The organism is Halococcus dombrowskii (assembly GCF_022870485.1).
Taxonomy (GTDB): domain Archaea; phylum Halobacteriota; class Halobacteria; order Halobacteriales; family Halococcaceae; genus Halococcus; species Halococcus morrhuae.
Window position 1 is genome coordinate 2,700,052 of sequence record NZ_CP095005.1, and the last position, 26,039, is coordinate 2,726,090.

Annotated in this window: 23 protein-coding genes; 9 read left to right on the forward strand and 14 right to left on the reverse strand. The window is 62.4% G+C overall.

Annotation, left to right across the window (positions count from 1 at the left end):
* Nucleotide 1: 1 nt before the first annotated feature.
* A complete protein-coding gene (locus tag MUK72_RS14010) occupies nt 2–478 on the forward strand; it encodes a DUF7984 family protein (RefSeq protein ID WP_244702260.1) in 477 nt (158 codons plus the stop codon).
* On the opposite strand, the gene MUK72_RS14015 is transcribed toward MUK72_RS14010, so the two are convergent.
* From MUK72_RS14015 to MUK72_RS14030, 4 genes are all read right to left on the reverse strand, one after another.
* On the reverse strand, nt 475–3,213 hold the full coding sequence (locus MUK72_RS14015) for a TRAP transporter permease (protein WP_244702262.1): 2,739 nt from the start codon (nt 3,211–3,213) through the stop codon (nt 475–477). The genes MUK72_RS14010 and MUK72_RS14015 overlap by 4 nt on opposite strands.
* Entirely contained in the window at nt 3,210–3,716 is a 507-nt protein-coding gene (locus MUK72_RS14020) for a DUF1850 domain-containing protein (RefSeq protein WP_244702264.1), read from the reverse strand. Before MUK72_RS14020 ends, MUK72_RS14015 begins: the two co-directional genes overlap by 4 nt.
* 63 nt (nt 3,717–3,779) lie before the next feature.
* Nucleotides 3,780–4,988 carry a TAXI family TRAP transporter solute-binding subunit gene (locus MUK72_RS14025; protein ID WP_244702266.1) on the reverse strand — a complete coding sequence of 403 codons (1,209 nt, stop codon included), beginning with the start codon at nt 4,986–4,988 and terminating at the stop codon, nt 3,780–3,782.
* 156 nt (nt 4,989–5,144) lie between these two features.
* A complete protein-coding gene (locus MUK72_RS14030) occupies nt 5,145–5,657 on the reverse strand; it encodes a macro domain-containing protein (RefSeq protein WP_244702275.1) in 513 nt (170 codons plus the stop codon).
* Between the two features lie 182 nt (nt 5,658–5,839).
* Between MUK72_RS14030 and MUK72_RS14035 the strand changes: the two genes are divergently transcribed.
* Nucleotides 5,840–7,309 (forward strand): MDR family MFS transporter, encoded by a 1,470-nt coding sequence (locus MUK72_RS14035; protein ID WP_004053741.1) that lies wholly within the window; start codon nt 5,840–5,842, stop codon nt 7,307–7,309.
* Between the two features lie 94 nt (nt 7,310–7,403).
* On the opposite strand, the gene MUK72_RS14040 is transcribed toward MUK72_RS14035, so the two are convergent.
* Nucleotides 7,404–8,339 (reverse strand): pre-peptidase, encoded by a 936-nt coding sequence (locus MUK72_RS14040; protein ID WP_342346232.1) that lies wholly within the window; start codon nt 8,337–8,339, stop codon nt 7,404–7,406.
* A gap of 201 nt (nt 8,340–8,540) precedes the next feature.
* Nucleotides 8,541–9,146, reverse strand: coding sequence for a zinc ribbon domain-containing protein (locus tag MUK72_RS14045; RefSeq protein WP_244702277.1), 606 nt, complete (start codon nt 9,144–9,146; stop codon nt 8,541–8,543).
* 546 nt (nt 9,147–9,692) lie between these two features.
* On the opposite strand from MUK72_RS14045, the gene MUK72_RS14050 reads away from it, so the two are divergent.
* Nucleotides 9,693–9,845, forward strand: coding sequence for a DUF2080 family transposase-associated protein (locus MUK72_RS14050; protein WP_004053736.1), 153 nt, complete (start codon nt 9,693–9,695; stop codon nt 9,843–9,845).
* Between the two features lie 9 nt (nt 9,846–9,854).
* Entirely contained in the window at nt 9,855–11,081 is a 1,227-nt protein-coding gene (locus MUK72_RS14055) for an RNA-guided endonuclease InsQ/TnpB family protein (RefSeq protein ID WP_244702279.1), read from the forward strand.
* Between the two features lie 226 nt (nt 11,082–11,307).
* Here the strand turns inward: MUK72_RS14055 and MUK72_RS14060 are convergent, their stop codons facing one another.
* Genes MUK72_RS14060 through MUK72_RS14070 form a run of 3 tightly spaced genes read right to left on the reverse strand, consistent with a single transcriptional unit; the run spans nt 11,308 to nt 14,809 of the window.
* Complete coding sequence (locus MUK72_RS14060) at nt 11,308–12,852, reverse strand: alkaline phosphatase family protein (RefSeq protein WP_244702281.1); 1,545 nt, start codon at nt 12,850–12,852, stop codon at nt 11,308–11,310.
* A 39-nt stretch (nt 12,853–12,891) separates the two neighbouring features.
* Nucleotides 12,892–13,926: a lysylphosphatidylglycerol synthase transmembrane domain-containing protein gene (locus MUK72_RS14065; RefSeq protein WP_244702283.1), complete on the reverse strand. Its 1,035-nt coding sequence runs from the start codon at nt 13,924–13,926 to the stop codon at nt 12,892–12,894.
* Nucleotides 13,927–13,930: 4 nt separating this feature from the next.
* The gene (locus tag MUK72_RS14070) at nt 13,931–14,809 is read right to left on the reverse strand and encodes a polysaccharide deacetylase family protein (RefSeq protein ID WP_244702285.1); all 879 of its coding nucleotides are present in this window, start codon (nt 14,807–14,809) and stop codon (nt 13,931–13,933) included.
* 149 nt (nt 14,810–14,958) lie between these two features.
* Here MUK72_RS14070 and MUK72_RS14075 point away from each other — a divergent pair, with 149 nt between their 5' ends.
* Both MUK72_RS14075 and MUK72_RS14080 read left to right on the forward strand, forming a co-directional pair.
* Complete coding sequence (locus tag MUK72_RS14075) at nt 14,959–16,056, forward strand: DUF2304 family protein (protein ID WP_244702288.1); 1,098 nt, start codon at nt 14,959–14,961, stop codon at nt 16,054–16,056.
* A gap of 108 nt (nt 16,057–16,164) precedes the next feature.
* The gene (locus MUK72_RS14080) at nt 16,165–17,025 is read left to right on the forward strand and encodes a glycosyltransferase family 2 protein (RefSeq protein WP_244702290.1); all 861 of its coding nucleotides are present in this window, start codon (nt 16,165–16,167) and stop codon (nt 17,023–17,025) included.
* Nucleotides 17,026–17,052: 27 nt separating this feature from the next.
* Here MUK72_RS14080 and MUK72_RS14085 read toward each other — a convergent pair whose 3' ends face one another.
* Nucleotides 17,053–17,856 carry a class I SAM-dependent methyltransferase gene (locus MUK72_RS14085; protein ID WP_244702292.1) on the reverse strand — a complete coding sequence of 268 codons (804 nt, stop codon included), beginning with the start codon at nt 17,854–17,856 and terminating at the stop codon, nt 17,053–17,055.
* A gap of 126 nt (nt 17,857–17,982) precedes the next feature.
* Between MUK72_RS14085 and MUK72_RS14090 the strand changes: the two genes are divergently transcribed.
* Complete coding sequence (locus tag MUK72_RS14090) at nt 17,983–19,362, forward strand: IS701 family transposase (RefSeq protein WP_280518326.1); 1,380 nt, start codon at nt 17,983–17,985, stop codon at nt 19,360–19,362.
* Between the two features lie 747 nt (nt 19,363–20,109).
* Here the strand turns inward: MUK72_RS14090 and MUK72_RS14095 are convergent.
* Both MUK72_RS14095 and MUK72_RS14100 read right to left on the reverse strand, forming a co-directional pair.
* Complete coding sequence (locus MUK72_RS14095) at nt 20,110–20,871, reverse strand: class I SAM-dependent methyltransferase (protein ID WP_244702297.1); 762 nt, start codon at nt 20,869–20,871, stop codon at nt 20,110–20,112.
* A 218-nt stretch (nt 20,872–21,089) separates the two neighbouring features.
* Nucleotides 21,090–22,259, reverse strand: a complete 1,170-nt coding sequence (locus MUK72_RS14100; RefSeq protein ID WP_244698896.1) for an ISH3 family transposase — start codon at nt 22,257–22,259, stop codon at nt 21,090–21,092.
* A gap of 130 nt (nt 22,260–22,389) precedes the next feature.
* On the opposite strand from MUK72_RS14100, the gene MUK72_RS14105 reads away from it, so the two are divergent.
* Nucleotides 22,390–22,854, forward strand: a complete 465-nt coding sequence (locus MUK72_RS14105; RefSeq protein WP_244702299.1) for a dTDP-4-dehydrorhamnose 3,5-epimerase family protein — start codon at nt 22,390–22,392, stop codon at nt 22,852–22,854.
* Nucleotides 22,855–22,963: 109 nt separating this feature from the next.
* Here MUK72_RS14105 and rfbB read toward each other — a convergent pair whose 3' ends face one another.
* A complete protein-coding gene (gene rfbB, locus MUK72_RS14110; RefSeq protein WP_244702301.1) occupies nt 22,964–23,893 on the reverse strand; it encodes a dTDP-glucose 4,6-dehydratase in 930 nt (309 codons plus the stop codon).
* Between the two features lie 52 nt (nt 23,894–23,945).
* On the opposite strand from rfbB, the gene MUK72_RS14115 reads away from it, so the two are divergent.
* Nucleotides 23,946–24,851 carry an SDR family oxidoreductase gene (locus tag MUK72_RS14115; RefSeq protein WP_244702303.1) on the forward strand — a complete coding sequence of 302 codons (906 nt, stop codon included), beginning with the start codon at nt 23,946–23,948 and terminating at the stop codon, nt 24,849–24,851.
* Nucleotides 24,852–24,919: 68 nt separating this feature from the next.
* Here MUK72_RS14115 and MUK72_RS14120 read toward each other — a convergent pair whose 3' ends face one another.
* Entirely contained in the window at nt 24,920–25,996 is a 1,077-nt protein-coding gene (locus tag MUK72_RS14120; RefSeq protein ID WP_244702305.1) for a glucose-1-phosphate thymidylyltransferase, read from the reverse strand.
* Nucleotides 25,997–26,039: the final 43 nt, after the last annotated feature.

The window sequence follows — 26,039 nt, forward strand, 5'->3', positions numbered from 1 at the left end:
CATGCGAGTCACCGCCGACACCGTGGCCGCCGCCCACGAGCGCACCGCCGACCGCGCCCCAACGGTCGTCGCACTCATCAACGACGTGCGCGCCGATCTCGGTGACGCCTTCGACACCGACGTCGCGAGCGTCACCGTCGAGACCTACCGCGACGAAGTGGACACCGTCTTCGCCGATGGCGATCGCGCGGTCAACGTCGCCGCGCTGCTCGCGCTCCTCGAGGATCTCGACGTCGGGGGCGACTATCCGGGGTTCGTCGTCGACGAATTGCTCGGCCGCGAACTCGCCGGCACGATCGCCGGTCAGCAACCGCTCAGACTGCTCGCCGAGGCGACCTTCCACTACGCGGATATCCACACTCACATCGAGGGGCCGGCGGGTGCCGACGACGCGCTCGCGGCGCTTGCAGCGGGGTTTCAGACGCGACTCCCCGGTTGGGAGTGGAAACGGAACGAGAGTCCGTTCGCGGTCGACTAGGCCTCGGCCGCCGTGTCGTCGCCCTGCTCCGCGCGCTCGGCCTCCGGCTCCATCTGACGGCGATTGGTGAGCGCGAGCGCGGCGAACAGCACGCCGCCGATGGCGCGCAACGCGAGGTCGAAGGTGAGTGCGTCGAACGAGACGGCCATGCCGAGCGCCGCGAGAATGCTCTCGGCGCTGTTGAACAGCAGTCCGGGTGCCATCAACAGGAGCGCCGTGAGCGCGAACGCGGCCCGTTCGGCCCACGACACCTCGCTGTAGAGGAAGCCGATGACCGTCGCCCCGAGCGCGACCACGCCGAGGAACACGCCCACGATCGGGATCAGCACCTCGGGCACGAAGTAGCCGACGTCGAGGACGTCACTGACCCCGATGACGCGGTAGACCTGATCGGCGTCGGCCGGCACGCCCGGGATCCGCCGTAGCAACACGACGCCCGGAACCAGCACGAACGCGAACGGCACGATCGCCTTGTTGAGCGACAGCGAGAACGCCTCGATGCCCGTCTGGAACGGGTCGGACTTCGCCACGCCGGAGGCCGCATACGCCGCGACCGCCACCGGTGGCGTGATATCGGCGATCACGCCGAAATAGAGGATGAACAGGTGGGCGGCCAGCAGCGGCACCTCGAAATTGGAGATGGCCGGGCCGAGCAGCGAGACGAGGATGATGTAGGTGACGGTCGTCGGCATCCCCATCCCGAGGATGATCGAGGAGATCGCGGTGATCACCAACAGGAGGACGAGCGAGTCGCCCGCAACGCTGAGGATCAGCGTCGTCAGGTTCGGCCCCAGCCCCGTGGTACTGATGACGCCGGGGATGATGCCGGCGGCGGCGACCGCGATCACCACGGGCGTGGCGGTGCGCGCACCGGCTTCCATCGCCTTTTCGAGGAACGTGAGGAACCCGACCGCCCGGTTGGTGCCGAACTGCGGGCGTCCAACCGCGCTCGTCACGGTGTCGATGGCGTCGTCGACCTGGTCGTCGTAGTCGATCAGCGGCGCGTCGCCGTGTGAGCGCGCGAGCAGCGTGAGGAAACTCACGGCGATGACGAGCCAGCCCATCTTGCCAGCGACGGCCGCCGCGGCCGCGCCGGGAGCCATCCCCGCACCACCCGCGCCGGTGAGCGCGGCGATGACACCGACACCGGCAACGAGATGAGCGAGGAACTCCGCGATCGCGAGCCCGCCGATGACGCCGACCAGCGGCCAGCGCGTACGCTCGTTGTAGGCCGCGACGAGCGCGATGAGCGCGGTGATCGCCAGAATCGTATACCATGCCGAGCGTGCGACCGTCAGCCGTGCGACGAGGAGGTAGTACAGCAGGAGGACGAGCGGTACGAGATAGAACCAGCCCTGTCGCAGATGCGAACGCAGCCCGACGAGATCGGACGCGTCGACGCCGCCGATCCCCGCTCGCGAGGCTTCGAGATGGACCATCACCCAGACGCCGAAGAAGAAGACGATCGCGGGGATCGCCGCCGCGACGATGACGTTCGCGAACGGTGTCTGGGTGTATTCGACGATGAGGAACGCCGCCGCACCCATCACGGGTGGGAGGATCTGCCCGCCCGAGGACGCGGAGGCTTCGACCGCACCGGAGAACTCGGCGCGATAGCCCGTCTTCTTCATCAGCGGGATCGTGAACGCGCCGGTGGTGACGGTGTTCGCGATCGAGGAGCCAGAGATCATCCCCATGAACCCCGAGGCGAGGATCGATGCCTTCGCCGGCCCGCCCTTGCGTCGCCCCGTGACCGAGTAAGCGAGGTCGATGAACCACTTGCCCGCGCCGCTCATTTCGAGGAAGGCCCCGAAGAGGATGAAGATGTAGATGAACTGCACGCTCACCCGAACCGGGACGCCGAAGACGCCGTTGGCGGTGTTGTACCAGAGGTTCTGGATGACGGTCGACCACGGACTCGGCGGGATCTGTCCGAGCACGCCGACGATCGGTGCGTCACCCGGGATCAGGTAACCAAAGCGCGCGTAGACGATGAACAGGGTGACGATCGACATGAGGTAGAAGCCGAGCGTCCGCCGGGTCGCTTCGAGCACGAGCAACACGCCGAGCGCCCCGAGGACGAACGCGGCCGAGGTCTCGTCGAGCGGGATTCCGATCGCGGAGAGCGCGTCGACGGGTGCCGACAGCACCGGCACCAGTTCGGCGATCGTCTGCCCGGAATCGAGCCCGAGCGAGCGGAGCAGCTGGACCTCGTCGAAATCGAGCAGGATGTAGAGCGTGCTGAGGATCGAAACGATCATCAAGAGAATATCGACGGGCGTGACGCGTTCGCGCTCGGGATCGAGCAGAAGCCAGCGAATCACGCCACGAACGCCGCGCGCACCGCGGGTAACCGGGTTCGTCTCGCCCAGCCAGGTTTCGAGCGCCGGGACGATCCGTGCCAGTCGCCGCGAGAGAAAGCCATCGCCCTGCGTCGCCGGAAAGAGCAGGAAGGTGAGCAACAGCCCGAACGTGACGTGGATGCTGTTGACCTGCAGCGACTGGAGCGAGCCGAGGGTGATCTCGCCGAGCAGTGGGAGCGAGAACGAGAACGTGAACCCGCGGGCGGCGAGCCAGAGCTGGAACGCCGAGAACGCGACCGCGATGACGATGACGGCCATCCCCGCCAGCCCGCGCAGCGAACGCCGCCGTTCGAGTTCGTCGATCAGTTCGTCGGCGTCTTCGGCAGCGTCACCTGTGACGCCTGTCTCGTCGGTTGCTGTATCAGTGCTCATGAATCAAGAGTGTCGAGTGTGTTCTGCAGGACCGATCGTTCAGTGAGGTGGAGGCGGACGCCCTCGGCATCGGATCGGGCAACGAGATCATAGCTGTTGTTGCCCACCCGAAGCCGATGGTCGGCGGTCCGGCCCGGCTTCACGTACAGTTCCTCGTAGCGTCCCTGTGGATCGAAGGTGAACGAACCGTTCTCGCGGGTGACGTTCGCACGCGCCGGCAGCCCCCAGCCATAGGACTGGAACTCCATGCCCGTCATCACGAGCGAGTCGTTGTCCACCACGTAGATATCGTGGACGGGCGTCTTCTCGACGCTGTGATTGTAGCTGAGGATGACCGGCGTCCCGTTCGAGACGGGTGTGGCGAGCAGTTTCTCGCCGCTGTTTGCGTCCTCGACGACGAGTGCGCGGCCGGCCGGCGTCGCCGCGGCGACGGCGGTGACCGCCAGCCCGATGGCTGCCACCACGAGTAACAGACGAACGGTCCGTCGCTGTCGGTCGGTCATCGGTAATGCTGTTCGGTCGTCGGTGTTCGACAGACGGTTCGAAACGCGTGGTCGGCCACCGCGTTAGGACGAGGTGGTGTCGTTGCCCATCGCGGTTCCGGCCTCGGTTCCCATCCCGTCGTCGGTACCGCCATCCATCGTCGTGCCGCCACCCATCGTCGTCCCACCGCTCGCGGTGCCGGAGCCACCGCCCGCCGAGTCGAAGTACGCCGCCGCACCGGGGTGGAGATCGATCGACATCCCGTCCTGAGCGGAGTCGGCGCTGATGGAGTCCGTCTTGATCGTGAGATCGGAGACGTTGTCGAAGATCGCGGCCGTCACGTTCTGGACCGTCTCCTCGGGCACCTGCGTCGTCGTGGCGATCATCGCCTGAACGGCGACGGTGGGTTTGGCGTCGCTGACGCCCTGGTAGGTGCCGCCGGGGATCTCGTCGTTGGCGAAGAAGTCCGCAGCCTGTTTGACCTGCTTGCGCTCGTCGCCGTCGATGGCGACGATGCCGATCGAACTCGTCTCGGCGAGCTCCGAGATCGCGCCGACCGGCCAGCCGCCGACGACGAACGAGGCGTCGATGTCGCCGTTCTGGATCTGTTCGGCGGCCTGCGAGAAGTCGGTGTTCTGCTCGGTGAAATCGGACACACCAACTGCTTCGAGGATCGTCTTCGCGTCGACCTGCGTCCCGCTGCCGAGATCACCGGTGTTGATCGTCTTGCCGCTCAAGTCGGCGATCTTTTCGACATCGCTGCTGCCGGGCGTGACGACGGTGATCGTCTCCGGGTAGAGCGTGGCGACGCCGCGCAGGTTCTTGATCGCGTTGTCCTGAAAGGCGTCGATACCCGTGCCGTTTTTCGCGAACGAGGCGATGTCGTTTTGGATCAGCGCGAAGTCGGCCGACCCGTCGGCGAGGCTGCCGACGTTCTCGACGGAGGCACCCGTCGAACGTACCTGCAGGCTGAAGTCGGTGTTCGACTGGACGACCTGTTTGATCTCGTTCGAGAGCGGGTAGTAGGTCCCGCCGGTGCCGCCGGCGTCCCAGACGAGGTTGTTGGAGCCGCCACCACCACCGCCGGAGCCGTTGCCCCCGGAACCGTTACCACCACCGCTCCCGCCGCTCGTCCCGTTGCCGCCGGAGCCGTTGTCACCGCCGCCACCGGCACAGCCCGCGAGCCCGGTCGCGCCGACGACGCCGAGCGCACCGGCCGTTCGCAGGAACGTCCGTCGGGAGGAGCCCGTCGTGTCTCCCTTCAGGTCCCCACTAGAGTCATTTTTTGCCATACACTATTGAGTCGGCTCCGCCGGCATTAATCTACCGGAGACGATCGTCCATGATAGTCGTGCCGTGACGCGATTTTTTCGCCAGCGACGCTACGAAGCGAGCGATGCCCACATCAGCGACGGTCAGATCCGTGTCGAACTGTACAACTTCTGCATTTATTCATCGTCTCGAACATCGGTCGCCACTTCGCGGATGGTTTCGACCTCGCTGTCGCTGTAGCCGATGAGTCGCACATCGCTCAGTGATACCGGATCGTACGCTGCGAGCTCCTCACAGATGAGTCGTGCACCTTCCCCGAGATCGAATCCGGCGACGCCACAGCCCAGTGCCGGCAGCACGAGCGACTCACAGCCCAGATCGTCGGCACGTGCGAGGCTGTTTCGCGTCGCCGTACGAATGCTCTCGGCGGTGGCTTGTCCGTCCCCGTAATGTGGCATCGCGGCGGCGTGGAGCACCCACTCGGCGTCGAGGTCGTAGGCGTCGGTGACGGCCACAGTCCCGAGGTCGATCGGCCCCTGTGAGACGGCCTCCTCGTTGATCTCCTCGCCCGCACCGCGTCTGAGCGCGCCCGCAACGCCCGATCCCATCTCCAGACTCGTGCCGGCGGCGTTCACGAGCGCATCGGCCTCCTGGGCGGCGATATCGCCCCGCATCACGGTGAACTCCATATCCGCTGTCTGACCGCCGACGGCTAAAATCCACCACCCCTCTGCTCAAGGGCCGGCGTCGTTGTCAACGGAGAGATAGAAGCTGGGCCCGAGTTTAAGGGCTCAAATCGAGTAGCATCCCCATGCACGGAACACGCAGCGTTCGATCGGACGGACCTCACAGTTCCCGGGAGGCCTAGTCCGTGGAGGAGCGAGAACGGCGGTTCGTGACCATCGGCGTGCTGGTCGGGATCTTCCTCGCCGCGATCGACGGCACCGTCGTGACGACCGCGATGCCGACGGTCGTTGCCGCGCTCGGCGGCCTCGAACTCTACCCGTGGGTATTCACTTCGTATATGCTGTTCACTGCGGTGACGATGCCGCTGTTCGGCCGGCTGGCCGACGCCTACGGCCGGAAGAAACTCTTCTACGTCGGCATCGCCGCCTTCGTCGCCGGCAGCGTGCTCTCGGGGGCGGCCGGCAGCATGGCCGAACTCGTCGCCTTCCGTGCGATCCAGGGCATCGGCGGCGGGGCGATGCTCGCGCTGCCCTACACGATCCTCGGCGTGATCTACCCGCCCGAGCGCCGTGGCTGGGCCATCGGGCTCGGCGGTTCGGTCTGGGGCGTTGCGAGCGTGCTCGGCCCGCCGCTCGGCTACGCGATCGTCTCGACGCTCGGCTGGCGATGGGTCTTCTACGTGAACGTCCCCGTCGGAATCATCGCCGTCGCGTTCATCGCGACGACGCTTGAGGAATCGACGGGTACGGCCACGGGCGATATCGACTACGCAGGGGCACTCGCCATCGCGGTGGGCGTCGGCACGATCCTGATCGGCCTCGAACTGCTCACGACCCGGCCGCTCGCCGCCGGCATCGCCGTCGTAATCGGCCTCGCCTCGCTTGGGGGCTTCTATTTCGCCGAACGACGGGCCAGCGAACCGATCATTCCGCTGGCGCTGTTCGGCGATCGGACCTTCCTCGCCACCATCACGGCCGGCTTCCTCACGAGCTTCGTCGTCTTCGCCGGGCTGACGTATATCCCGCTGTTCGTCCAGAGTGTTCACGGCGGTGCGAACAGCTCGGCGATCGCGGTCGTGCCGATTTCGATCGGCTGGTCGGGCATGAGCGTACTCGCGGGCCGTATGACCGAACGCATCGGCGAGCGTCGGCTCTCGATCGTCGGCACGGCCTGTATCGCGGTGAGTTTCGCCGCAGGCGCGTTCTGGACGCCCGCAACGTCGCTCGTCGTGATCGTCGCCGTCGCGTTCGTCATGGGCGTCGGCATGGGGACGGTGACGCCGCCGTTGCTCACCGTGATCCAGAACCATCTCGGAGCCGAGCAGATGGGGCTCGCGACCTCCTCCCAGCAGTTCTTCCGCCAACTCGGCGGCGCGATGGGCGTGTCCGTGCTCGGGTTCGTGATCACGACGCTCGCACGCGGACAGCTCGCGGCCGTCCCCGGCGTGTCGACGCTCGGCGATCTCCAACGCGTGCTCTTCGAGACGAACACGCCGCCGGCGGGGGCGGCCGCTGCGCTGGCGAGCGGGCTCTCGTCGGCGTTCGTCGTTTCGGCGGTCATCGGGCTCGTCGCGCTCGTGGTCGTCTTCAAGCTGCCACGCGGGGAGAGTGAGAGTAATGCGAGTACCGAACGAGCCGACCCCGCGACGGACTGAACGGTGGTCGCAGCCATCCAACCGATTCACCTGGAAACCACAGAAAAGAGTACGAACGTAGCATTCGGGCAGTCGAGGACGATCGGTATCGTTCTCAGTAGTCGGTGCTGGTGACGACCTCGTCATTGCTGTGTATCACGGGCGAGCAGTCGTCGGGGTACGTGAGCTCGGTCAGGTCGCCGTCGTAGGTGTACGTGTCGCGTCCGTCGCCGCTCACGGCACCGGAGACAATGGGGCTGTCGACGATGGCCTGTTCCTCGTCGATTTCGATTATTCCCCGGATCGAACCGCTGACCGAGAACTCGTAGGGGGTGTACTCGCCATCGCCGGCGATCGTCAGCGTTCGATCGGGTCGCCGGCCGACGTGGGCGGCCTCCCCATCGATGGTGACGTTGATCTCGCCGGCTCGATCGAAGTCGAACGACTGGAGGAAGCCGTCGTAGACGTACGCGTCCGTTCCGGACCGGACCGCACCGCCAGTGCCGAAGTCGGTGGTCTGGTCGCTGTCGTTGACGCTTGCATCGCAGGCGTCACTCTGGCTAGCGGTCCCCTTCCCGATGACGAACGAGTAGGGAGTGGTTGTGCCGAACCCCTCGATGACGAGCGTGTGATCGGGGCGGTTCCCAACGTGTGCTGGCTCGCCATCGAGCAGGACGTTGATCTCGCCGGAGCCATCGAAATCGAACGAGGAGAGCTCCCCGGTGAACGTGTAGGCGTCTTTCCCATCGCCGACCGCTCCGTGGGCGCTCCGATCGACGATCCGGTCGCTGCGATCGATCGTTGCGCCCTCGGCCGTGCTCTTCTCCAGATCGCCACCCACGGTGAACGAGTAGGAGGTCGGTGGACCGAAGCCGTCGATGGTGAGCGTGTGCCTGTCGGGGGCCGCACGTGCGCTGCCGAGCGTGCCGAGTCCGGCGATCCCCGCTGCCCCCGCTGCGAGGAACCGACGCCGTGTCGTATCCACGGCGGGCGATGGATCGGAAGCCTGTGCCCTCCCCACCTCGTGACGGGATGCAGTGAATTGCGTCACTAGTAAGCAGTCAGAAGGGTTTGCAATAAGTCTTGTGTATGTGTACCACACACATGGTATGGTTTTCGCGAGTCTCGCCCTCATCAGATCGGTTCTTGGTGCTCTCGAAAGGGAATGCAACGGTGGCCGACGAACTGCCGCTGGTTCGCAGGAATCCTGCCGGCAATCGTCGGTGGACAGGTCGTGTGTATAGTGTGGTCGCTACGATTGGGAGTCGTCTGCCGGCACGTATCGGCCGGCGAGGCGTCCAACACCAGCGACGATGGCGACGGGGATGGCCAGGATGACGAGCAAACCGACGAAGTCGGTCAGACGAGTGCTCAGACTGTTCGCTTCCCACGTCGAACTGAACGGGATCAGCGCATACAGCAGGAGGGCAAGCGCGATCCCATAGGCGGCTTTCGAGACGGCCTCCTGGACGGTCCGCCGTCGGGCAAAGTAGATCGTCGTGCCGAGCCACACGAGGAAGCCGGTGGCAATGCCGAGAGTAGCCGACAGCATCCCGGTGACGAAGAGCAACAGCAGGACGCCTACAACGAACCCACCGACGAGGCCCACTACGGCGGTCAGGAACGTGCTCCCTACGCCGTCGGGATCGAGTAGTGGTTGCTTACCCGTGGTGGTGTTCTCGATCGGTGTCGATGCGTGCGGCGGTGACGATCGCTGCGTGTCGTCTCGCTGCTCGTCAGTACCGAGGATCGTGTCCTCGGAGTACTCGGTCAGATCGGCTGAACAGTACATACAGAACGCCGACGTCATACCGATGGGCTCGCCACATTCCGGACAGCGCGGATCGACGGAGCTCATCGTACCCATCCACGATTCACCGTCCGTCCACGAGAGCTGTGTGACCTATCTGTTGTGCGTATCAAGGGCCTTCAGAGCGTTCTTCTCATGATACGATTACACTCTATAAGACGGTACTGCTTCGATCGAACCGATCCGTTTCGGACTCGGAGGCCAGAATCGGCCTCGGCCCAGCATCTGCCGATGATCAACGATACGTTCTTTTCGGGCCGGCAGTTCGTCACTCTGCAGCTTCGAACGGCCGGTCTCTGGCAGTTTCGTACCGGTACCCCAGAACGGATCTGGACATGGAGTCTGCTTTGTGCGCGGTTGCTTACCTAAATTCAGGCGCTAAGGCCCCACCCTCAAGGAGCACGCCGGGCGGTGCGGAGAGGCCTGCGAGTAGGGAGGGGATACAGCGTTGACAAGAGCTTCGCTCTTGTGCGCGAACGAGACGCTTCGCGTCTCGTCAACGCCGTCATCATCTGACCGTCCGTGGTTTCGGCGCGTCGGCTGGCCGGACCACGAGCGATAGTCTTATTTGTATCTACTACGTAGATACAGGCGATGGACCGGCACGAGATAGAAGGTCACGAAGTCGTGGAGAAAACCGTGAAGCCCACCGGCAACGGCGCTCACGTCTACCTCCCGAAGTCGTGGATAGGAGCGACCGTCAAGGTCGTCCGCACCTCCGAACTCGACACCGATTCTGACGAGTAGACCATACAGATGCTCAACTACAGGTTCCGGCTCAATCCCACGTCCAACCAACGCGAGCAGTTAGCGTGGACGCTGGACACCTGCCGACAGGTCTACAACCACTTTCTCCACCGACTGAATCGGGTCGAGAGCACGTCGTCGTACAAAGAGCAAAAGCGCCTGCCGAAGCTCAAAGAATGGTGGACCGACCTCAAATCGGTCCACTCCAAAGTGCTTCAGAAGGTCGTCCAACGTCTGTACGACAACCTCTCAACGCTGAAAGGCCTCAAAGAGAACGGCCACCGCGTCGGCCACCTTCGGTGGAAGGGTGCGGGATACTACCACTCGTTCACGTACAGCCAGTCCGGTTTCAAGCTCGACAAAAAGAGCGACCGCGACGAACTGTACCTCTCGAAGATTGGCAGCATCCCCGTGGTCGCACACCGCGACCTCCCGACCGACACAACCGTGAAAACCGTCACGGTCAAACGCGAACCCACTGGGAAGTGGTACGCCGTTCTGTCGGTCGAAACACCCAACGAACCACCCGCAAAACCAGAGAAACCCGAGAACATCGTCGGTATCGACATGGGCATCCTGAAGTTCGCCCACGACACGGACGGTACGGCGGTCGGGTCGCTTGATCTTTCGCACGAACGCGAGCGACTGGAACACGAACAGCGCGTCCTCTCACGGAAAGAACACGGCTCCGCGAACTGGGAGAAACAGCGCCGGAAGGTCGCCCGCCGTCACGCCGACCTCAAGCGAAAGCGTCGGGACTTCCTCCACAAGTTGTCGAACTACTACGCGGAGGAATACGACCTCGTGGCGGTCGAAGACCTCGACGCGAAGGGACTGATGGAACTCGGCGGCAACAGTCGGAACCGGGCGTCGGCAGCGTGGGGAACGTTCCGCCGGATGCTCGCGTACAAGTGCGAACGCGAAGGCACGCACTTCGCGGAGGTCCGGCCTCACGGAACCACCAAAGAGTGCGCCCGATGTGGTGCGGAAACGGATAAGCCGTTGTGGGTCCGTGAGCACTCGTGTCCGGCGTGTGGCTTCACCGCCGACAGAGATGAAAACGCCGCGTGGAACGTCCTTCAGCGCGGTATCGAGCAGATAGGCATGGGCGATGCCGAATCAACGCCTGCGGAGACTGTGGTCCCTACGGCGACCGCCTTTCAGCCGGTCGCTGCAAACCACGTCGCGGAAACAGGAAGCCCCACCCTCAAGCGCGAGCCGTCAGGCGAGCGGTAGGGTGGGAGGATGTCACGAGACGCCCGCCGCGGTCACGATCTCTCGGCGCACGACGAATCGGATCGTCCGTGTCATCGCCGAAACGACCGATGTGTTTCGTTGACCGGCTCTCTCGGGTCCTGTTCGGTCAGTCCTCCGATAGCGGGAGAAGCAAGGGACATCCGTCCGAAGGTCGGCGATGATCGTCCGCCTGAAACTCGTACGCTTCAACCGATCATCGGTGAGACTACTCCATATATCCAAGCTGCTTGAGTCGGTCCGAGACCTGTTCGGAGTGTTGCTTCGTGTCGTTTCGATCCAGCTGTATCGGATCGCGTGATTCCCACGAGGGGTTCTCAGTGAAGATCGGCAGCACGTCACCGTTCATGTCCCCTGGAACGTCAGTTCCGTTCGTGACCAGTAGCGTCGGTGCGATATCGAGGATACTGATCCGATCGATCTCACCGCGAGTGTCGAAATCGGGGCCATTGGCGACGAAGATACCGTGTGGTGTGTTCTCCGCTGCCCAGCGGTCGGGATCGGTATGGATCGAGCCACCGCCGACTCCATCGTTGACGTGGACGCCTGGACGCTGATCGACGACGATTTCCGGTGCTTGGTCGAGATATGGACCGGAGTAAACGTCCTCGCCGCGATGGACTGCAGTGAACAGTTCCCCCTCCTCGTCCGAGACCGAGCGGAGAGTCTCGATGAGTTCGTCGCGGAGTGCGTCGGTCTCGAACGAGGGGTTGAGATAGATCGGGCCTTGTGAGCTCGCGACGGCGCTCGTCCGATCGAGATCGATCGCTTCGAGTTTCCGTCCGCGCTTGACACCCGCCCGCTGTGGGACCAGCTGTTGAAGCCGTTCGGGAACGGCTCGTTTCAGGACGTCGACGGCACCAGCGCGTTTTGCGACACGCAGAACGTTCTCCCGATCGAGACCGACCGTACGGAGGACGTCCTCGATGGTCCGTTCGCGGGACTGGTAGTCGTTCTCGGCAAGCCACTCGTTGATGTAGAACTCCGTCGTCGTCGGCGCGCTCCCATGATCCGAGAGAACGACGAGATTGGTGTCGTCGAGATCGTTCAGTCGTCCAAGCCACTCGTCGACGAGTTTCCACGCCCGTAGCGTTGGCTCGTCGTCCCAGAAGAAGTGATGCAGGACGTTGAGATAAAACAGCGTCACGTGCATGAAATCGAGCTCCTGCTCCTCGAACAGCCGCAGTGCGACTTCGAAGCGACTTTCGAGCACCGAGAGGATGGCGTCGACTTCCGCACCACGTTCCTCGTTCGAGGAGAGGAGCGGTTCGGGATGGACTCGGTAATCGAACTCCTCGGTGAGCTGCTGATCGAGTCCCTCGGGGTACGTGTAGCCCGAGCTGATCGAGCGATACTCCCCCTCGACGGTGCTCGGTCCGCCGGAGACGACGACACCGTCGAGTTCACGCGGCGGATACATCGTTGGCATATTGACGACGCCCGTCGAACGGCCGGCGTCGTTGAGATAGTCCCACAGCTCCGCAGTGTGGAAATCCCGGCTGTCGGTCGTTTCGATGCGTTCGTTCGCGAGATCGACGTTTTCGAACCAGAACACGCCGAAGCCGCCGGGATCCTTACCGGAAGAGTAACACTTCCAGTTCGGGAACGTCACGGGCGGGAGGCAGCTCCGGCTCTCGGCCCACACGCCGCCGGACCGAAGCGAAGCGAGGTTCGGGAGCTCACCGGCCTCGATCCACGGTTCGAGCAATCGCCAGCCCGCACCGTCGAGACCGACGACGAACGTCCGTGTCATGCCAGCCATGATACTGCAACGAGGATATAGGTTCTCGTTTCACTCCTGACTCGGTGACTCGACGAGTTTCGAGAGATCCATCTTGAGGGAGGGATACCAGCCGACGAGCGCCGGGAGATAGGAGCCGAGCAGTCGATCGACGAAAATCGCCGTGACGATCGCCGTACTCGGCACGCCGAGGGCGATAAACACCGCCGTCGCCGTCGCCTCGGTGACCCCGACGCCGCCCGGCGTGAGTGGTAACAGCGTGACGCTGTATGCCATGACGAGATAGAGCGGCAGGAAGAGTGCTGGCTCCAGACTGACGCCGAGACTCTCGAAGATCAGCCAGACTCGCAGGCCGGGGACGATCAACTGTGCAACCACGAACCCGGCCGTGTAGGAGACGATCGCAACGGGGTCGCGCAGCAGCGTGCGGAAGGTATCCGCGGATGCCGCCGAGAACTCGGGGAGTTTTTTGGCAAGTGCTGCGAGCCGATCGCCCACGATCGGAACCCGGCGAGCGATGATCTCGATCCCGCCGGCGATGCGCTCGACGGCGCTGAGATTGATACCGGTGAGCAACACAACCGTTCCGGCAGCGGCATACAGTGCGGTCGAGAGCACGAGAACGAGCGCAAGTCCCAGCGGCAGTTGCCCCACACTGAGGACGAGACCGAGGAATGCAACGAAACCATACAGAAGCGCATACAGGCCGGTGTGAACGCCCGAAACCCCGACAGCACCCGAATACGCCATGCCGGTCCGATGGTGGACGACGAACGGTGCGACGGCCCGTCCCGACAGCCGTGATGGCAGGAGATGGTTGACGAAGAGGACGATGAGACCGGTGTCGATGGCGGCCCGAAAGCGCGTGTCCTCGATCCTGTCGAGCAGCACGTGCCACATGGCAAGCGCAACGAGAAGTCCAACTCCGCTCACGGCGATGAGCGCCACGGTCGTTTCGATGGAGACGGAAGCGAACAGCGATACCGTACGCTCCCATTCGACCTGCCCGAGCACCCATGCGAGCGTGAGCGCCCCAAGGAGATACTGGGCCGCTCTGAACAGCCATGCCCGACGTTTCGAATCCACCACGCTACTGTCCTCCAACGGCAGTGTCGCTGGTGGTACTGCTGGCCGGGCCGTCGCTCTCGGTCGCGCTCTCGACGGCCGACCGTGCGGTGATGAACTCGAACGGACCGTCGAGTATCCTGAGCAGTGAGCGGCGCATCCAGCTGCCGGTGTGCCAGTACACCCGGTTCGGAACGCCTGCCACGTCCGGAAGGTCGGCGAACTCCCACGGATGGACGTAGAGCACCGGACAGATCCCACGACGGGCGAGCAGTCGCATGCCGACGGTCGTATACCGGGGGCCGAAAAATCGAAGCCAGGTACCCGTGAGTGGGAGCCGTATCCCGGGGAAGGTACTCACCGGCAGTTCGGTGATCGTGGCGGGAGCAGCCGACTGCACCTGCGTCGCCGGCACGGGGCTGTCGATATCGTGTTCGCCGCCGTACCAGCCCGGAATCGATCGACACGGAACGATGCTGGAGTCGTACTCGTAGCCGGCTGCCGCGAGCATCGAGAAGTGATCCCCAGCAGTGTCGAACGACGGCGCGCGAAATCCCGTGACCGACGTTCCCGTCACGTCTTCGAGGAGCGTTCGAGAGCGATCGATTTCCTCGCGACGCTCGTGCTCGTCCAGCGTCGTGAGATGGCGATGGCGGTGAGTGTGAGAGGCAATCTCGTGACCGGCAGCGGCGACCCGTTCGACACAGTCGGGATGGCGCTCGGCGATGTCGCTAACCACGAAGAACGTCGTCGATACGTCGTAGTCGTCGAAGACGGCAATGAGATCGTCGACGGCAGCGAGACCGATATCGTCTCGCTCGGTCCGCCCGCGTGCGTTCCGGTAGGCTGGAAGATGGGTGAAGAATTCGAGATCGACCGAGAGAACGGCCGGCGAGTCAGTCATCGATCAGTCGATACTGGTTTAGCGGTCGGCATAACTCATGTGCTTTGTCAGTGTCGACAGCGGGTCTGGCCAGCAGCCACCACCGGGCAGAACGGGACTGCAGCCACAAGCGCTAATAGTCATGTCGTCGAGAGACCGAACAGGCAACAATGCCGGTGTGGGAAGCAGGCCTGCAGACTGCAAACGGACCCGTGTTGCAAGCCTTCGGTCTCGACAGTGGTACGCTCACCGCGTTCCTCATCGGCCTCGCCGTCGTGATTTTCCTCTGGGGGTTCGAGCGCTACCGAACCACGTTCTCGCGGCAGGAGTTCCTGATCGCGATCGCGCTCTCGCTCGGCGTGTTCGCCGCCGGGGCGTTTCCAGCCGTGTACAGTGCCCTCGCGGCGGCGTTTCACGTCGAACGCCGGTCGCTCATCGTGTCGTTGCTCGCCAACAGCGCGCTGGTGCTGCTCGTCCTGTATCTGTTGGCACAGGTGCGGAGCAATCAACTGTCGATCACCGAACTCACGCGGGATCTCGCAGTGGAGCGAGCCACCGAGACAGCCAGTAGCGACACCAGCACGGAACGAACGGTCTGTGTGGTGATTCCCGCCTACAACGAGGCCGAAAGCATCCGAAACGTCGTCAGTTCACTGCCGGAATCGGTCCACGACTACGCGGTCGAAACGCTCGTCGTCTCCGATGGATCGACCGATGGAACGGTCGATCGGGTTGCGACGACCGCGGCGACTGCCGTCGAGCATCCGCTCAATCAGGGACAGGGCGGCGCACTCAAGACGGGCTTCGAACTCGCCCAGCAACGCGGTGCGAACATCGTCGTCACGATCGACGCCGATGGCCAACATCCGATCGAACAGCTCGACGCGCTCGTCGCGCCGATCGCCGCTGATGAAGCGGATTACGTGGTCGGATCACGGTATGCGGGCGTTGACGAATCAGGGAACGGTGTCGCCCGCCGAGCGGGAATCCGACTGTTCACGAAAGTGATCAACGTGATCACCAAGTCGAACATCTCTGACTGTACGAACGGGTTTCGCGCGATCCGCGGGGCAAAGCTCGGTGACCTCACACTCACCGAAGAGCGGTTCAGTGCGCCCGAACTGATCATCGAAGCCCGCAAAAACGGGCTGCGGATCCGAGAGATCCCGGTCTCCATTGCACAGCGTGAAACCGGAACGACGAAAAAGCCGAAACTCGGCTACGCACTCGGCCTCGCTCGCACCATCTTCACCACGTGGATCCGATAGCCGAACGTGATCGAGACGAGTCGGTCGTCAGTCTGATAGCAACGTCGATGGAACGAAACCACGATCCATGACCGTTTCACCAATGCGCTGCCGACCAGCAAACCAGTGATGGAGACGGACTCGCGACCGCTGTTCTCGCTCGTATTTCTCACGTGGAACGCGGGAGAGGCGATCCTCCGGACGCTCGAATCGGTCGAGCAACAGTCGTTTACCGACTACGAGATCGTCGTCGTGGACAACAACAGCCAGGACGACACGCTGCAGTTGCTTCGGAACGCCCACTCGGAGGACGATTCGGTACGGATAGTCGAAAACGAGCAAAATCGTGGCTTCAGCCGGGGTATCAACCGAGGCATCCGCGAAAGCGATGGGCAGTATATCTGCTGTTACAATCACGATACGCTGTTTCCCGACGGATACTTGCGGACGCTTTCCGAGCGAGTTACGCCGGACGCGGTATGGACGACGGCTCGGCGCAACTACCGCGTGTCGTCGGAACGGACGTGCGTACGCCTCCTCTCGCAGTATCGGTTTACGCTCCCGTATCGCGTCGATTCGCTGTCCGGGGTTGCCGAGGTGAACTACGTTCCCGGTGATGGCGTGATCGTTCCCCGAGGGATATATCGGGACGTGCTTTCGAGGCAGGTGTTCGATCCGGCGATGCCGCTGCGCGTCGAGGACGTCGATCTGTCGTTGCGGCTTGCCGATGCCGGCGTCCCGATGCGAGCGATACTGGACACACAGTCGATCCACCCGGACAACGACGATATGTACGCCCCGAGCGTTCGAAATTTCGTCACCTTGGCGAAGATGATCCGGGCACGCGTCGTCGTGCATCGGAAAAACACCGATTCACTGCTGCCAATCGTCATTGCAGCCAGCAGTATCGTTCTCAATCCGCTGGTGATCTACTGCACTGCCTACCCCCGTTCGGCCGACGCGTTCGTCGATGCGACGTCCGTATCGTGATCGGCATCGTCGACAGCGATGGACTCGTCACCAGTGAACGAGACCGACGCCGCCGCGATCCTGCCGTGGATCGGCAACGATCTCGGTCGTCTCGTACTCCTCACGGAGTTCGTGCCAGAATCGGTCGACCTCGCAGTCGGGGTCGTGGTCGATAGTGACGATATCGTGGAACGCGATGAGCCCGCCGTCGGCGACGAACGGTGAATACCGCTCGAAGTCGTCTTTGACACCGTCGTAGGTGTGATCCCCGTCGATAAACAGGAAGTCGATGGCATCACCGTCGAGGATCTCCTCGACGTGGCGAGCGGTCGCCGGCGAGTGGGAATCGCCGCGGAGAAACGCCTGGTCGAGACCCGGACGATCACAGACGTCACGAAGGAACTCGGCGCGTCTGAGCGAGTGTCCGCCGCCGAAACGGCCGCCGGGAAGGTCGATGCTGAGGTAGTTCGAGGCAGCGAGATACTGCGCCCAAACGTAGTAGCTCCCGCCGCGGGCGGTGCCGATTTCACACACCGTCTCGGGATCGCTTGCAGCGACCGCTTCGACGAAGTCCCGGAGCTCCGCACGGATCTGCATCGGCTCGATGGATCGATACGCACCGTAGCCCCGATAATCGTACGCCGTGTCGATGATATCGGTGAGATCGTCCTCGGACGATTGGTAGCCACGCAGCTCTCGGACGGACAGCGCTCGACAGAGGGTATCGCCGATGGCGGGGAGTGCATTGCCCACGTCCCGCTCGACCTTTTCGAGACCGCGGTGAAAGACCGAATCGAACCCGTCGCGACGGTAGAGTCGGCTTGCACCGGTTAGATACGATCTGAGAGCCATACGAACATCACTACCGCCTCCCGTGCTCGGCTTGGCAACTCTACATTACGCTCGCTGACTGGTCAGCGAGCAGTAGGTCATGAGACCGAACGGCGGTTGCCGGTGTAGTCCTGATGTCTTCGTCCCGTGCTCGGTGTTACTCATCTTCCGCCGTGGTTCGAACAAGCTTTCTCGACGTTTGAGTCAGCATTCTCCGACAGCCGCAACGTCGATTCGTTCAAGCACCTCGTGAGTGCGCTGATTCACAGTGAAACGCAGTGGACCGTGAGTGGACTCTCCCGAGGGATTTCGCGTCCCGACGCGGACGCGAAATCCCGCAGAGCCTACGACTACTTCTTCGGTGGTGCCGACTGGTCGGCCACCGATCTCGCTCAGCTCCACGCTGAGTACGTCTTTGACCAACTTCAGGTCGGTGCTGGTGACGACGTACTCCTTCACATCGACGATACGTTCGCTCCGAAAACCGGCGACGCCACCGATGGCGTCGCCCGGTTGTACAATCCCGTCGCTGCTGAGACCGAACTAGGCAACAAGATCGTCACGTCTTGCCTCCAGATCGGCGACGTCTACGTTCCGTATCTCGCGCGGATGTACGTTCCAGAGGATCTCGCACCGGATTTCGACGAACCGTTCAAGAAAAAGACCGAGATCGCCGTCGAAGAGATCGTGACGCCGCTCCAGCTGCCGGCTGGAGCGGCTCTCACAGTTGTTTTCGACGCCGCGTACTACGGTGACGAAAGAGTCGCTACGATCCAAAATCAGGGCCATGATGTCGTCTGTCGGCTGAAATCCGACAAACACGTCTCGCCACAGGGTGTCGTCTGGACCCAACGCGTCGACGCCTTCGCGTCGACGCTGGAGTATGAATCGACAACGATCACCGTTCGTGGGAAGGAGAAAACCTACGACGTCGCGAGCGAGGTCGTCGAAATCGAAGGCGTTGGTCCAGTAAAGGTCGTCGCAAGCCAGACCGAGGACACGATTCGGCACTACTTGAGTACGGATCTCGGCCGGTCAGCGGCCGAGATCCTCGAACGCGTCGAACACAGGTGGAACATTGAGACGGTCCACGAGGAATCGAACGCGAAGTTTGGCTTCAAGCAGTACCAGCTAGAGCGAAAACAGGCAATCGAGCGCTACGTCCAGTTAGTGTTCCTCGCGTGGACGCTGGTAACGTTCGCTGAACGGGCAAATGTAGCTTTTTGGGACGAACGAGGCGGACTGAGCGTCCGCCTCGATCACGCCAAAGAAGCGTACCTCGTGGAAACGTTGCTCGAAATCAACGACAGGGTTGCCCCGTCGCTCCCGCGAGCGGAACGACGGGAGCAACTACATGAACTGGTGCGTGAGTTCTCATGGACTTCTTTCGCGATTTCGTTTGTTCCAGCTGCCAAAATATATACTCCAGCAAACGATCAATATGGTTTTTATTGGATGTTAGTTCGTAGATCCAGCTATGGTGAAACGAATACAGAGTCTCTGGGGATTTTAGCCACAGTTCGCTGAGTCAAACGATCTTGCCAAGCCGAGCTCCCGTGATGGTTCTTTCTAGATGGAAACAATCCAACCACCGATTTCGCTCTCGAAAATCGGACGGAAGTCGGTCTACAGGAAATACAGCGAGAGTGCCTCGCGGCTTGACCGCGAGGGTGAATCGCGTAAGTGTAGCTTCAACCCTCGATTTGAGGGCTTACCGTAAATTTTACTGTAAAACGCTTTCGTCTACCTCGTCCACACGTTCGGCGAGGAGTTGAACAAGCTCTCGTATAGTGATTTCATCTTCTTGAATAAGTGTTGTATCGGCAGCATACTTGATTGCTTCAGCGTAGCTGGAGCAATCATGACGCACCATGATCCGAGTGAGTTTGGCAGCTAATCTGTCACTAACCGTGATTGTCGTGTAGCCCTCTGGAGGCATGAACGATCTACGGGCCAGTTTACGGTATAACTTACGGTAAACTGGCTAGTTCACGGTTGAAGCTACAGTAAGCTTTATTATTTGTCTGGACCTTTGTTCGGACGTGATGGGCCACGTGGCCCGCCAGAACGTAAGTACGGGAGGTTGAACAAACCCCCGGCGTTCGGTGTGGCGCGTTCCAGAACGCCCATCCAGCAAGATAGGGCCGGGACGGTCCGAATCTCCCAGCAAGGGACAACGCCCGTAGAGTCCGGAACCGCTCTGTCGTCCTCGGCTGGACGATGGAAGTTCCGACGCCGAAGCAGGAAGCCTCGGGGCTTGACCCCGAGGCAGGTTCACGGAGCCGCCGTCGAACCGAGTTTTCGGAGGACTGCGAGGCCACTACACTGTGGATACTGCTCGAAGACAAAGTCATCCAGGACAGTGACGAACGATTCGGTTTCGTCGAGGTCGCAGTCGAAGTGGTCCTCGATCGCTCGGATGACGCCCCGGTCCGCGATCGGACTCAACCCTCTCGTCCGGTCGTTTCGCCGATAGAGCCGCTGCATATTGGTGTCGTGAAAGAGGACGACTGCGTTCTCGCTGAGATGGGGAAACCACGCCTCGATCTCGGCGAGCGTGTGCTCGTAGCGATGGCTCGTGTCCACGAACAGGACGTCGATGGCGGGATCGACGTCGGTCTCGTCACACCAGCCCTCGAACTCCGCGGCGAAATCGATATCATCGGCGTTGACGAACTGCCAGTCGTCGTAGTCGGTGGTGTAGGACGTTTCCTCGATGTCGACGCTCACCACGTCGGCGTCAGTGAGGCGTGCAACGCGCTCGAAGACGAACGTCGATTCACCGCTACGGACGCCGCATTCGACGATGGTGTCGGGAGAGACCTGCATCGCCTCGACGAACAGTCGTTCGAGGTGGTCACTGATGTCGGTCGGTTCCCGCGAATGGCGTCGTACCGCACGAAACTCGTGGTGGTCGGTTGGGGGGTCGTACGGTGCGGATCGGTAGAGCCGGTTGTATCGGTCGATCGCCGTTCGAACCCAATCGAGAACCCCACTCCGGCGAAGCGAGCGGCGAAGCAGGCCTTCGTCCGGCATACACCTATCGCGAACGGGCAAGGAGAATAAACTCAGTACCTCACAAAGCTCGTCGGTTGACTGCTTCTGAGTGTGAATTCGGTGGAGAAATCGGTGCCGAGTAACTGCTGAGGAGGGTTGTTCGACACCGAGAGCATCAAACCTGTCGCAGTCGGCGGCGGAACGCCGCCGACGCAACGGTGTTGCCACTCGCTGAGTAGGCGTTCCCGGTCGGTGGATTACCGCTCGAAGCGGTCGTCCGGTGGCTTGTTTGCGGGGACGGCGCGACGCACCGCGAGCGCCGTCTCCGCTGCTCTCCGCACCATTCCGAGGAATTCATCGAATCGCCACGGCCAGAGGCGTCGCGCGCCTCGGCGCGGCGACGCCACGTACTCCCAGTGGAGATACCGCCACGCATTCTGGAGGAGGTAGCTGATCAGCACGTACAGAAACCTCACCGCCGGATTCTGTGTCGTCGTCATCGCAATACTTCGTTCGGACAACCGGTAGGTCGATTCGATCCCGAAGCGTCGGCTGTAGTACTTCCGAGCCTGACGCGGTGTGTCGATGAACGGCGCGTCAACGGCGTAGCCGTGACGCGCCACACCTTCCTCGTCGTACTTTCCTTGTTGGTACGTACAGTCGATGTAGACCGGGAAATCGACGGTCCACGTGTGACCGTCGATTTCCCCTCGGAGGTCGTGGTCGATCACGCGGCTCCAGCCTTCACTCAGTTCGGTCTGAATCTTCTCGCCCCACTTCACGATCGGCATGACGAAAGCGTAGTTGTGGGCAGCGAGCAGCGTCAGACAGTACGTATCGTAGAATTCCCGATCGAGGTAGACGGCCTTGACTTCAAGGTTAAGGCCGTTGAGCACGCCGAGCAGTTCCGCGAGGATCGAGCTGGCGGTGTCGCCGTCGGTGAGACGGCGCACCGCCAGCGTGTAGCGTTTGTTGCGTACGCGGGCGTAGAGTGTGGCATAGCCGTGGAACGTGGTCGTTCCAGCTTTGGCGAGTGACTCGTAGAGTTCTTCCTTGGAGTCGTACTCCTCGCCGTAGTACGGACGGAGGTGGAGGTCGGCGACGACCTCCACCGGCCGATCCGGAAGGAGTTCGAGGGTATCCTGTTGGATGAGCGTCTTGCCGACTCGTTCGAGCTCTGCGAGCTCGAACTTCGTCCGGAGGTGATGGAGAATCGTATTGCCGTGGGGTGAGTCCTCTGAAATCTCACAGAGGTGACTGACCGAGTCCTCGTCGGCTGTTGCGCCGACGAGGACGTCCCAGATGTCCTTGGAGTCGATATCGGCGTTCTCGCCGAGTCCGATATCGATCTCCTCGTTGAGCGTGTTGACGAGAAAGTTAAGCACCTGGTCCTCTGTGAGTTCACTGGCTGCTTGGTTGGCCTCCATCAATCCACCAAGCAGCCCGTTCACCTAACCCGCTTTGTGAGGTACTGAAACTACCTGTCCGACGCCCATCGATGTCCATCGACATCGCTCCGGAGTATTTATACGCACAGCATTGGACGTGTGGACAGTCATGATAGAGGGAGTTGCAGCGCGCGATCTGCAGGTCAACGCGGACGAGCGCGGCCATCTCGTCGAGATCTTCCGCGAGGACTGGGAGCTGTACGACCCCGATCCGGCGATGAGTTACTACTCGATGAGCTATCCGGGCGTCGTCCGCGCGTGGCACCGCCACGAGCGGGGCCAGATAGACCACTTCGTCTGTCCGACGGGACGCATCAAGGTCGCCATCTACGACGATCGTGAACCGTCACCGACGCAGGGAGAGCTCGACACGTTCGTCATCGGTGAACACAACCAGCGAGTCGTCCGCATCCCCGGCGATTGCTGGCACGGGTTCAAGACGATCGGGGACGAACCCGCGTTTCTGATCAACTTCCCGACGAACCTCTACGACTACGACGACCCCGACGAGGAGCGGCTACCGCCCGATACCGACGAAATCCCGTACGATTGGGACGAGACGCTGCAGGGATAGACGGGTCGTCTCGATGGGCGACTCGTAGTATACTGTCGGACGGGAGTATGTGAAGACCGGATCGCGAAACGCCGCTGCAACGAGCGACGTGTCACCTCGCGGATTCCGATCAGTTCCGTCCGACAATGTGTTCGACCGTTCGTTCGAGACCCTCCTCGAACGACCACTCGGGTTCCCAGCCGAGCGCCGCCATCTTGCTCGCATCGAGTGCGTACCGCTCGTCGTGACCGGGGCGATCCTCGACGAACTCGATGAGGGTTTCGGGTGCTCCCACGGCATCGAGCACCGTCCGAGCGACGTCGAGGTTCGTCCGTTCGTCACCGCTGCCGACGTTGTATATCTCACCGGTCGTTCCCTCGTCGAGCACCGTCCGGATCGCGCGACAGTTGTCCTGGACGTAGGTCCACTCGCGAACGTTCGACCCGTCGCCATAGATCGGGAGCGACTCCTCGCGTGCCGCGCGGTCGATGAGTTTGGGGATGAGTTTCTCCGAGTGCTGGTGTGGCCCGAAATTGTTCGACGAACGGGTGACGAGCACCGGCAGGTCATACGTGGAGTGGTAGCTCAACGCGAGCAGATCCGCACCCGCCTTCGTGGCGGCGTAGGGATTTCGCGGGTCGAGTGGGTCCGTCTCGGTGAACGTCCCGTCGCGTATCTCGCCGTAGACCTCGTCGGTCGATATCTGGACGAATCGGTCGATATCGGCGTCCCGTGCGGCGTCGAGAAGCGTCCGGGTTCCCTGAACGTTCGTCGCAACGAACGGTTCGGCCGAGTCGATCGAGCGGTCGACGTGTGATTCGGCGGCGAAGTTCACGACGCTATCGACCTCTTCGAAGAGCTCCGCAACCAGCGACCGATCCCGAATATCGCCGTCGACGAAATCGTGGCGCGGATGGTCGAGGACGGCATCGAGATGACGCATCGAACCGGCATACGTGAGCGCATCGAGAGTGATGACCGATCGGTTCGTTGCATCGAGGAGATGGCGAACGAAATTCGAGCCGATGAACCCTGCACCACCGGTGACGAGTACGCTCATGGAGGCACGTCGGTGACAGTATGTATTTAGGTTTTCATCGGCTGTACCGCGTATGCAGCTGCTCGTCGTTGGGGCGAACGGACTTCTCGGGAGCAATGTGATCGCGAAAGCGCTTGCACGCGATTGGGAGTGTACCGGAACGTATCACTCGACCGAGCCCACGTTCGACATCCCGCTTCACGAGTTGGATGTCCGGGATACCGATCGGTTCACCACGATACTCGATGCGAACGAGTTCGATGCCGTTCTCAACTGTGCAGCCATGACCGATGTGGACGGCTGTGAAGAGAATCCGGAGCACGCCCACGCCATCAACGGGGCAGCACCCGGTGAACTGGCGCGTGTCTGTGCCGACCGAGAGCTCGCGTTCTGTCACGTTTCGACCGATTACGTGTTCGACGGGGATGCCGAACGGAGATACGCCGAGTCCGCACCGACGAATCCACAACAGGTGTATGGCGAGTCGAAACTCACCGGCGAGCGGACCGTCAGGAAGGCCCACGACGGAGCCCTCCTCGCCCGGCTTTCGTTCGTCTACGGAACCCACGGCGCTACGGGCACACTCACCGGCTTTCCGGCGTGGGTCGGCGACCGTCTCCGCAAAGCGGAGTCGATCCCGCTGTTCACGGACCAGACCGTGACGCCGAGCAGGGCCGGGCAGGCGGCCGCAACGCTGATCGATCTCCTTGCAGCAGACGTCACGGGGACGGTTCATATCGCCAGTCGATCGTGTATCACGCCGTACGAATTCGGCGAGCGAATCAGGGAGCGACTCGCTGCGTCACGCTCCATGGACGTGCCAGCGGAACTGCTGGCCGAAGGGTCACAGTCGGCCGTTGACCGTGCCGCAACGCGACCGCTACACACCTGTCTCGACGTTGGGACGGTCGAACACGCACTCGACCGTGACCAGCCAGCGCTCGCCGGCGATCTCGACTCGATAGCCGATGCGCTATGACCCCCAGCGCTCCGTGCGATATCGGTGATTCGATGCGAGACGGGCCGCGAGCGTGACGGAACGCGGTCTCAGAGATCGAGATTCGAGTTCTCGCCGACGACCAACCGGCGACCCTCGGGAAGCAATCCGTCGGCACTGCCGATCGACGTGCCACGGCCGATGAGACTGTCGACGATCTTGCCATCGGTCGCGATGGACGAGTCGCCCACGATCACGCTGTTTTCGATATGGACGTTCCGAAGGGTCGAGTTCGGACCGATCGAGGTGTACGGCCCGACGTAGGCACCGGCCTCGATCGTCGTGTCCGCGCCGATGGACACCGGGCCACGAACGACTGCCCCCTCTTCGATGGTCGCCGCGTCGTGAACGTCGAGATAGCCGGTGGTCTCCGCGTCGCTCTCGATATCGATCGGCGGCGTCTCGTCCCGCCGATCGTCGAGGACCAACCGGTTCGCTTCGAGCACGTCGGCCGGCTTACCGGTATCCTTCCACCAGCCCTCGATGACGAGCGAGTCGATCGCACGGCCCTCGTCGAGCAGCGTTCCGATGGCCTCGGTGATTTCGTACTCGTCACGCCACGACGGTTCGAGTCGTTCGATGGCGTCGAAGACGACCGGCGAGAACACGTACACACCGATGAGTGCGAGATCGCTCGGCGGTTCGTCGGGCTTTTCGACGAGTCGCGTGACGTCGCCGTTCCCATCGACGTCGGCAACGCCGAACTGTTCCGGCTCCGCGACCGACTGGAGGGCGATACCCGCATCGTACTGGCCGCGCTCAAAGCTCTCGACGAGAGCGGAGATGCCCTGTTTGAGCATGTTGTCGCCGAGATAGACGACGAAATCGTCGCCAGCGACGAACTCGCGCGCACAGCCGACCGCATGGGCGAGCCCGAGCGGGTCGCCCTGCACGATATACGTGATATCGACCCCGAAGTCGGCACCGTCACCGAGGTAGTTCCGGATCGCCTCGCGTCCCTTGTTCCCGAGGACGACGCCGATATCGGTGATGCCAGCCGCTTTGAGGTCTTCGATGGCGTACTGGATGACGGGCTTGTTCGCCACCGGCACCAGCTGTTTCGGGCCGGTATGCGTGATCGGGCGGAGGCGGGTGCCCTTGCCTCCGGCGAGAAGTACGCCTTTCATTGCCGGCGACACGGTGAGCGAGCTAATAGGAGCGGCGGTTCCT